This is a genomic window from Streptomyces sp. NPDC046759, assembly GCF_040645475.1.
GTDB lineage: Bacteria > Actinomycetota > Actinomycetes > Streptomycetales > Streptomycetaceae > Streptomyces.
On record NZ_JBEYYJ010000069.1, the window covers coordinates 1 to 7058 of the forward strand.

5 protein-coding genes are annotated in these 7058 nt (G+C 71.2%); 4 read left to right on the forward strand and 1 reads right to left on the reverse strand.

Annotated elements, in window-relative coordinates; all coding sequences use genetic code 11:
• From ABZ919_RS41300 to ABZ919_RS41310, 3 genes are all read left to right on the forward strand, one after another.
• Positions 1 to 764, forward strand: a 764-nt coding sequence (locus ABZ919_RS41300; protein WP_361259422.1) for a M4 family metallopeptidase, incomplete at its 5' end; no start/stop codon positions are given.
• A 238-nt stretch (positions 765 to 1002) separates the two neighbouring features.
• A complete protein-coding gene (locus ABZ919_RS41305; protein ID WP_361259425.1) occupies positions 1003 to 2661 on the forward strand; it encodes a M4 family metallopeptidase in 1659 nt (552 codons plus the stop codon).
• A gap of 71 nt (positions 2662 to 2732) precedes the next feature.
• Positions 2733 to 3254: a DUF1990 domain-containing protein gene (locus tag ABZ919_RS41310; protein WP_361259428.1), complete on the forward strand. Its 522-nt coding sequence runs from the start codon at positions 2733 to 2735 to the stop codon at positions 3252 to 3254.
• A gap of 102 nt (positions 3255 to 3356) precedes the next feature.
• Here ABZ919_RS41310 and glgP read toward each other — a convergent pair whose 3' ends face one another.
• A complete protein-coding gene (glgP, locus tag ABZ919_RS41315) occupies positions 3357 to 5975 on the reverse strand; it encodes an alpha-glucan family phosphorylase (protein WP_361259431.1) in 2619 nt (872 codons plus the stop codon).
• Positions 5976 to 6303: 328 nt separating this feature from the next.
• Here glgP and ABZ919_RS41320 point away from each other — a divergent pair.
• Positions 6304 to 7058, forward strand: a 755-nt coding sequence (locus ABZ919_RS41320) for a maltotransferase domain-containing protein (protein ID WP_361259434.1), incomplete at its 3' end; no start/stop codon positions are given.

Genomic DNA, 7058 nt, shown 5'->3' on the forward strand with positions numbered 1-7058 from the left:
CGCTGCGCTACATGGACAAGCCCAGCAAGGACGGCGGCTCGGCCGACAGCTGGTACTCGGGCGTCGGCAACCTCGACGTGCACTACTCCTCGGGCGTCGCCAACCACTTCTTCTACCTGCTGTCGGAGGGCAGCGGGGCGAAGGTGATCAACGGCGTCAGCTACAACTCGCCGACGTCGGACGGGCTTCCGGTCACCGGCATCGGCCGGGACAAGGCACTGCAGATCTGGTACCGGGCGCTGACCACCAAGTTCACCTCCACCACCGACTACGCGGCCGCCCGCACCGGCACCCTCGCGGCGGCCGGCGAGCTGTACGGCACCTCCAGCGCCGAGTACAAGGCGGTGCAGGACGCCTGGGCGGGCGTCAACGTCGGCTCACGCTCCGGCGGGGGCGGCGGCGGGGGTGGCGGAGGCGGTGTGTACGACAACGGCACGCCGGTCGCGATCCCGGACAACGGGCCCGCCGTCACCTCGAGCATCACCGTCTCCGACAGGACCGGCAACGCGCCCGGCAACCTCCAGGTGAGCGTCGACATCACGCACACCTGGCGGGGTGACCTGGTGATCGACCTCATCGGTCCGTCCGGCAAGGCGTACCGGCTGAAGAACTTCAGCTCCTCCGATTCGGCGGACAACGTGAAGCAGACCTACACGGTCGACGCGTCCGCCGAACCGGCCAACGGCACCTGGAAATTGAGGGTGCAGGATCAGGCCACCTACGACACGGGGACGCTCAACGACTGGAAGCTGACATTCCCGTAAACCGGCCGCCACAAGACCGGGAACTGGGGTCCGTCCGAGGGTCCGGCACCCTCGGACGGGCCCCGTTAACACAGCTGCAACGTTTCTCGGACAGTCGACTTTCGGCCAACATCACTTCAGGGACCTGACATGTACGCGCCCCTGATGTCACTCTTCCCTCACCCGCCGCAGAGCTTCACCCCACAACTCCGGCCAGTAACCCCACGCTGACCGGACTCCCCCACCAGAAGGAGCTTGCGTGAGCCCCCTCTATGCGCGTCACAAGCGCACCACTGTGGCCATCGCCACCGCCGTCGCCGCCGGAGCCCTCATCTCCACCGGCCTGGCCACCAGCGCCTCCGCCCAGACCCCGGCGGGTGCCGCCGCGAAGGCCCTGGCCGCCGCGCCGACCGCGCTGTCGACCGCCGCCCACACGTCGCTGATACAGCAGGCGCAGGCCGAGGCGACCGAGACCGCGCAGAAGATAGGCCTCGGCGCCAAGGAGAAGCTGATCGTCAAGGACGTCGTCAAGGACAACGACGGCACCGTCCACACCCGCTACGAGCGCACCTACGCGGGTCTGCCCGTGCTCGGCGGCGACCTGGTGGTCCACACCGCCAGGTCCGGCAAGACGGAAGGCGTCACCAGAGCGACCAAGGCCGCCATCAAGGTGGCCTCGCTCAAGCCGCAGATCACCGCCACCAAGGCCGAGAAGCAGGCGGTGTCCGCCGCCGAGACCCTCGGTTCCGCGAGGACCGCCGCGGACGGCGCCCGCAAGGTGATCTGGGCCGGCTCCGGCAAGCCCGTCCTCGCCTACGAGACCGTCGTCGGCGGCCTGCAGGACGACGGCACCCCGAACCAGCTGCACGTCATCACCGACGCCGCCACCGGCAAGAAGCTCTTCGCGTACCAGGCCATCGAGAACGCGACCGGCACCGGCAAGACGCTGTACTCCGGCACGGTCAGCCTCACCACCACCCAGTCGGGCTCGTCGTACAACCTGACGGACGCCTCCCGTGGCGGTCACAAGACCTACAACCTCGCCCGCAAGACGTCCGGCAAGGGCACCCTGGTCAGCAACTCGACCAACACCTTCGGCACCGGCACCGCCTCCACCTCCTCCTCCGACCAGACCGCGGCCGCCGACGCCGCCTACGGGGCCCAGGAGACCTGGGACTTCTACAAGAGCACCTTCGGCCGGAGCGGCATCAAGAACGACGGCGTCGGCGCCTACTCCCGCGTCCACTACGGCAGCAGCTACGTCAACGCGTTCTGGGACGACAGCTGCTTCTGCATGACCTACGGCGACGGCGAGGGCAACGCCGACCCGCTGACCTCGCTGGACGTGGCGGGCCACGAGATGAGCCACGGTGTCACCGCCAACACCGCGGGCCTGGACTACAGCGGTGAGTCCGGCGGCCTGAATGAGGCCACCAGCGACATCATGGGCACCGGCGTGGAGTTCTTCGCCAACAACGCCAAGGACCCCGGTGACTACCTCATCGGCGAGAAGATCAACATCAACGGCGACGGCACCCCGCTGCGCTACATGGACAAGCCCAGCAAGGACGGCGGCTCGGCGGACTACTGGTCCTCCTCCGTCGGCAACCTGGACGTCCACTACTCGTCCGGTGTCGCCAACCACTTCTTCTACCTGCTGAGCGAGGGCAGCGGCGCCAAGACCATCAACGGCGTCAGCTACAACTCGCCCACCTCCAACGGCTCCACCGTCACCGGCATCGGCCGCGCCAAGGCGCTGCAGATCTGGTACAAGGCGCTGACGACGTACTTCACGTCGACGACGAACTACAAGGCGGCCCGCACGGGCACGCTGAACGCCGCCAAGGACCTGTACGGCTCCGGCAGCACCGAGTACAACGCGGTGGCCGCGGCCTGGTCGGCGGTCAACGTCAGCTGACGCGGCGGAACTCGAGGGCGGGCGGTACCCGGGAGGAAGGCCTTCCGGGTACCGCCCTACCCTTGTGAACCATGTCCTCGGCGCCCTTCACCTACGAGCCGGTCGGCGCGACCCGCGACGACCTGACGTACTGCCCGCCCGGCTTCCACCCGATGCTCGTCCGCACCCGTCTCGGCGAGGGCCAGGAGGTCTTCCGGCGGGCCGCGGAAGCGGTCCTCACCTGGGAGATGCACCGCGCCCTGGGCGTGGGCATCGACGCCGGCGCCGACCGCGCGGCCCCCGGCGTCGACGTCACGATCACCCTGGCCGCCCTGATCAAGGCACCCTGCCGCATCATCTGGACGGCCCAGGAAGCCCGCCGCGCCGGCTGGGCCTACGGCACCCTGGAGGGCCACCCCGAGAGCGGCGAGGAGGCCTTCCTGGTCCATCGCACGGGCGACGGCACGGTCTGGCTGACGGTCGCGGCCTTCAGCAAGGCGGCCAAGTGGTACGCGAAGGCGGGCGGCCCGGCGACCCGGGGCTTCCAGCACGCCTACGCCCGGCGGTGCGGGGCGGTGCTGCGCAGGCTGTGCGAGGGGCTGTCCGAGGACTGATCCGCAAGCCGTACGCCCCGGACCCGTCCGGGCGGGGACGGCCGCTGCGGGCCGGCGCGGCCGACCGCGCCGTAGAACAGCCGTCCCCGTACCGCGGTGCGCCTACCGCAGCAGCACCCCCGCGCCTTCCACCACCTCCTCCGACGGCACCGCGACCAGCCCCGGCTCCGCGCCGGCGGCGAGAAGGCGGTGGGCGGGCAGGATGCGGACGGTGTAGCCGTAGGGGCCGGTGCGGTCCAGGGCGAGGGGGCCCTCGTAGAGGCGGCGGCCCTCCAGGTCGGGGGCGCCGGTCGGCTTCAGCGGGACGACCGTCGCGTCGGTGATGCGGTCCTCGGCGTCCACCCGCCCGGACACCGCCTGGACCTCCACGTCGTCCGGGCTCAGCTCGCCCAGGCCGACCCGGACCCTGAGGCCCACGGTCGTGCCCAGTTCCGCGGTGGCCGTCGTCGCCGTCGTCTCCACGTGGTCCACGCTCACGCCGGGCCAGGCCGCCCGCACCCGCGCCTTCCACGCGGCCAGTTCGACCGCCGTGTCCGGGGTCAGCGCGCGGTGCGCCTGCGCGGCGGGGACGTAGAGGCGGTCCACGTACTCGCGGACCATGCGGCCGGCCAGCACCTTGGGGCCGAGCAGGGTGAGGGTCTGGCGGACCATCTGGATCCAGCGGTCGGGCAGCCCGGCGCGGCCGCGCTCGTAGAAGCGCGGGGTGATCCGCTGTTCGAGGAGGTCGTACAGGGCCGCTGCCTCGATGTCGTCGCGGCGGTCGGCGTCGGTGCCCGCACCGTCCGCCGTGGGGATGGCCCAGCCGAAGTCCGGCTGGAACCATTCGTCCCACCAGCCGTCCAGGACGGACAGGTTCAGGCAGCCGTTCAGCGCCGCCTTCATCCCGCTCGTGCCACAGGCCTCCAGCGGCCGCAAGGGGTTGTTCAGCCAGACGTCGCAGCCGGGGTAGAGCTTCTGCGCCATCGCCATGCCGTAGTCCGGCAGGAACACGATCCGGTGGCGGACGCGCGGGTCGTCGGCGAAGCGGACCAGCTCCTGGACGAGACGCTTGCCGCTGTCGTCCGCCGGGTGCGCCTTGCCGGCGACCACGATCTGGATCGGGCGCTCCGGGTGGAGCAGCAGTTCCATCAGGCGGTCGCGGTCGCGGAGCATGAGGGTGAGGCGCTTGTACGACGGGACCCGGCGCGCGAAGCCGATGGTCAGGACGTCCGGGTCGAGGACGCCGTCGATCCAGCCCAGCTCGGCGTTCCCGGCGCCGCGTTGCCGCCAGGAGGACCGCAGCCGCTCCCGCACCTCCAGCACCAGCTGTTCCCGCAGGGTGCGGCGCAGCTCCCAGATCTCCTGGTCCTCGATGTCCGCCACCGAGTCCCAGCGCTCGGAGCCGCCGACCGTCAGCGCGTCCTCGGCCCGCTCGGAGCCGACCTGCCGGGCGCCGAGCCGCAGCACCTCCGGGGCCACCCAGGTCGGCGCGTGCACCCCGTTGGTCACGGACGTGATCGGGACCTCCTCGGCGTCGAATCCCGGCCACAGCCCCGCGAACATCTCCCGGCTGACCTGCCCGTGCAGCAGCGACACCCCGTTGGCCCGCTGGGCCAGCCGGAGTCCCATCACGGCCATGTTGAACAGGTTCGGCTCGCCACCGGGATAGGTCTCCATGCCCAGGCGCAGGACGCGGTCGACGTCGATGCCGGGAAGCTCGGCGTCCGGCCCGAAGTGCCGGGCGACCAGCTCGCGGTCGAAGCGGTCGATGCCGGCCGGGACCGGAGTGTGGGTGGTGAAGACCGTGCCGCCGCGCACGGCCTCCAGCGCCGCGTCGAAATCCAGTCCGTCCGCGCACAGTTCGGCGATCCGCTCCAGGCCCAGGAAGCCGGCGTGCCCCTCGTTGGTGTGGAACACCTCCGGCTGCGGGTGTCCGGTGAGCCGGCAGTACGTCCGCACCGCCCGGACACCCCCTATGCCGAGCAGCATCTCCTGCAGCAGCCGGTGCTCGCTGCCGCCGCCGTAGAGCCGGTCGGTGACGCCGCGTTCGCCGAGGTCGTTCTCCTCCACGTCGGAGTCGAGCAGCAGCAGCGGCACCCGCCCGACCCGGGCCAGCCAGATCCGGGCGCGCAGCTCCGTGCCGCCGGGCAGCGCGAGGGTGACCTGTGCCAGGGTGCCGTCGGGCTCCTTCAGCTGGGTGAGGGGCAGCTCGTTGGGGTCGAGCACCGGGTAGTGCTCCTGCTGCCAGCCGTCGCGGGACAGGGTCTGCCGGAAGTAGCCGTGCCGGTACAGCAGGCCCACCCCGATCAGCGGTACACCGAGGTCGCTGGCCGCCTTCAGATGGTCCCCGGCGAGGATACCGAGACCGCCGGAGTACTGGGGCAGCGCGGCCGTGATGCCGAACTCCGGGGAGAAGTAGGCGACCGCGGCGGGCATGCCGTCGGCCTGTGCCTGGTACCAGCGCTCGCCGGTCAGGTAGTCGTCGAGGTCGTCCGCGACCGCGGTGAGGCGGCGCAGGAACCGCCGGTCCCCGGCCAGCTCGGCCAGCCGCGCCGGCCGTACCCGACCCAGTATCCGCACCGGGTCGCCCCCGGCGGCGGCCCAGGCCTCGGGGTCCACGGACTGGAACAGATCGCGCGTTTCCGCATGCCAGGACCAGCGCAGATTGCGCGCCAGGTCGCTCAGCGGCCGGAGGGGTTCGGGGAGAACGGGACGGACGGTGAACCGACGGATCGCCTTCACATGCCACCTCGGACGCGTCACGGAGTGAGACGCACGGCGCTGTACGTCTCGTCGTCACCCTCGACGGTAGTGGTTACCGGAGGGTCGGTGGGGACGCACCCGGCGGGGTGTCGGTGCGTTAAGAGGCGGCCGCCGGGCACCCGGAGAAACGGGCCGGTCTTGCGTGTGGACATACGCGTGAGTAGTTAACAAAGTTCCGGATTGCCCACCCGAACAGGGTGGGAAGGCTCCTCCGGTACGACCCCACAGGCGCACCACAGCACCTCCGCAGGACCCACCTCCCCACATCCATCCGCCCACACCCACGTTGACGCGGACAGGAGCGGTCATGCCCGCCAAGCACCATTCGTCAGCACTCCCGACAAGCAGCAAGGCCACGGCAGCGGCAAAGAAAAAATCGGGCAAGAAAGCCGTAAAGCCCGCCGCCGGGGCGCCGGGCCCGCCGGGCCCCGCAGACCCGTCTCCCGCGTCCGGGGAGACCACTCTCGGCCGTATTCCCGTACTCGACGTACGCCCCGTGGTGCAGCACGGACGCAAACCGGCCAAGGCCGTGACCGGTGAGTCGTTCGAGGTGTCCGCCACCGTCTTCCGGGAGGGACACGACGCCGTCGCGGCGAACGTGGTGCTGCGCGACCCGGCCGGCCGGCCGGGACCGTGGACGCCGATGCGTGAACTCGCCCCGGGCACCGACCGCTGGGGCGCCGTCGTCACCGCGGGCGAACCCGGCCACTGGACGTACACGGTGGAGGCCTGGTCCGACCCGGTCGCCACCTGGCAGCACCACGCCGGCATCAAGGTCCCGGCGGGGATCGACACCGAGCTGGTGCTGGAGGAGGGTGCCCGGCTGTACGAGCGCGCGGCCGCCGGAGTACCGGACGAGCGGCGGCCGGTGGTGCTGGACGCCGTGACGGCCCTGCGCGACGAGAACCGCCCCGCCGCCTGGCGCCTCGCCGCGGCCCTCGCGCCGGAGGTGAAGGGCCTGCTGGCCCGCCATCCGTTGCGGGAGCTGGTCACCGCCTCCGATCCGATGCCGCTGCTGGTGGAGCGTGAACGCGCCCTGTTCGGCTCCTGGTACGAGTTCTT

Excerpts from the sequence above, each read along its gene's own strand:
- ABZ919_RS41310 (WP_361259428.1), top strand. The coding sequence starts at position 2,733 with ATGTCCTCGGCGCCCTTCACCTACGAGCCGGTCGGCGCGACCCGCGAC.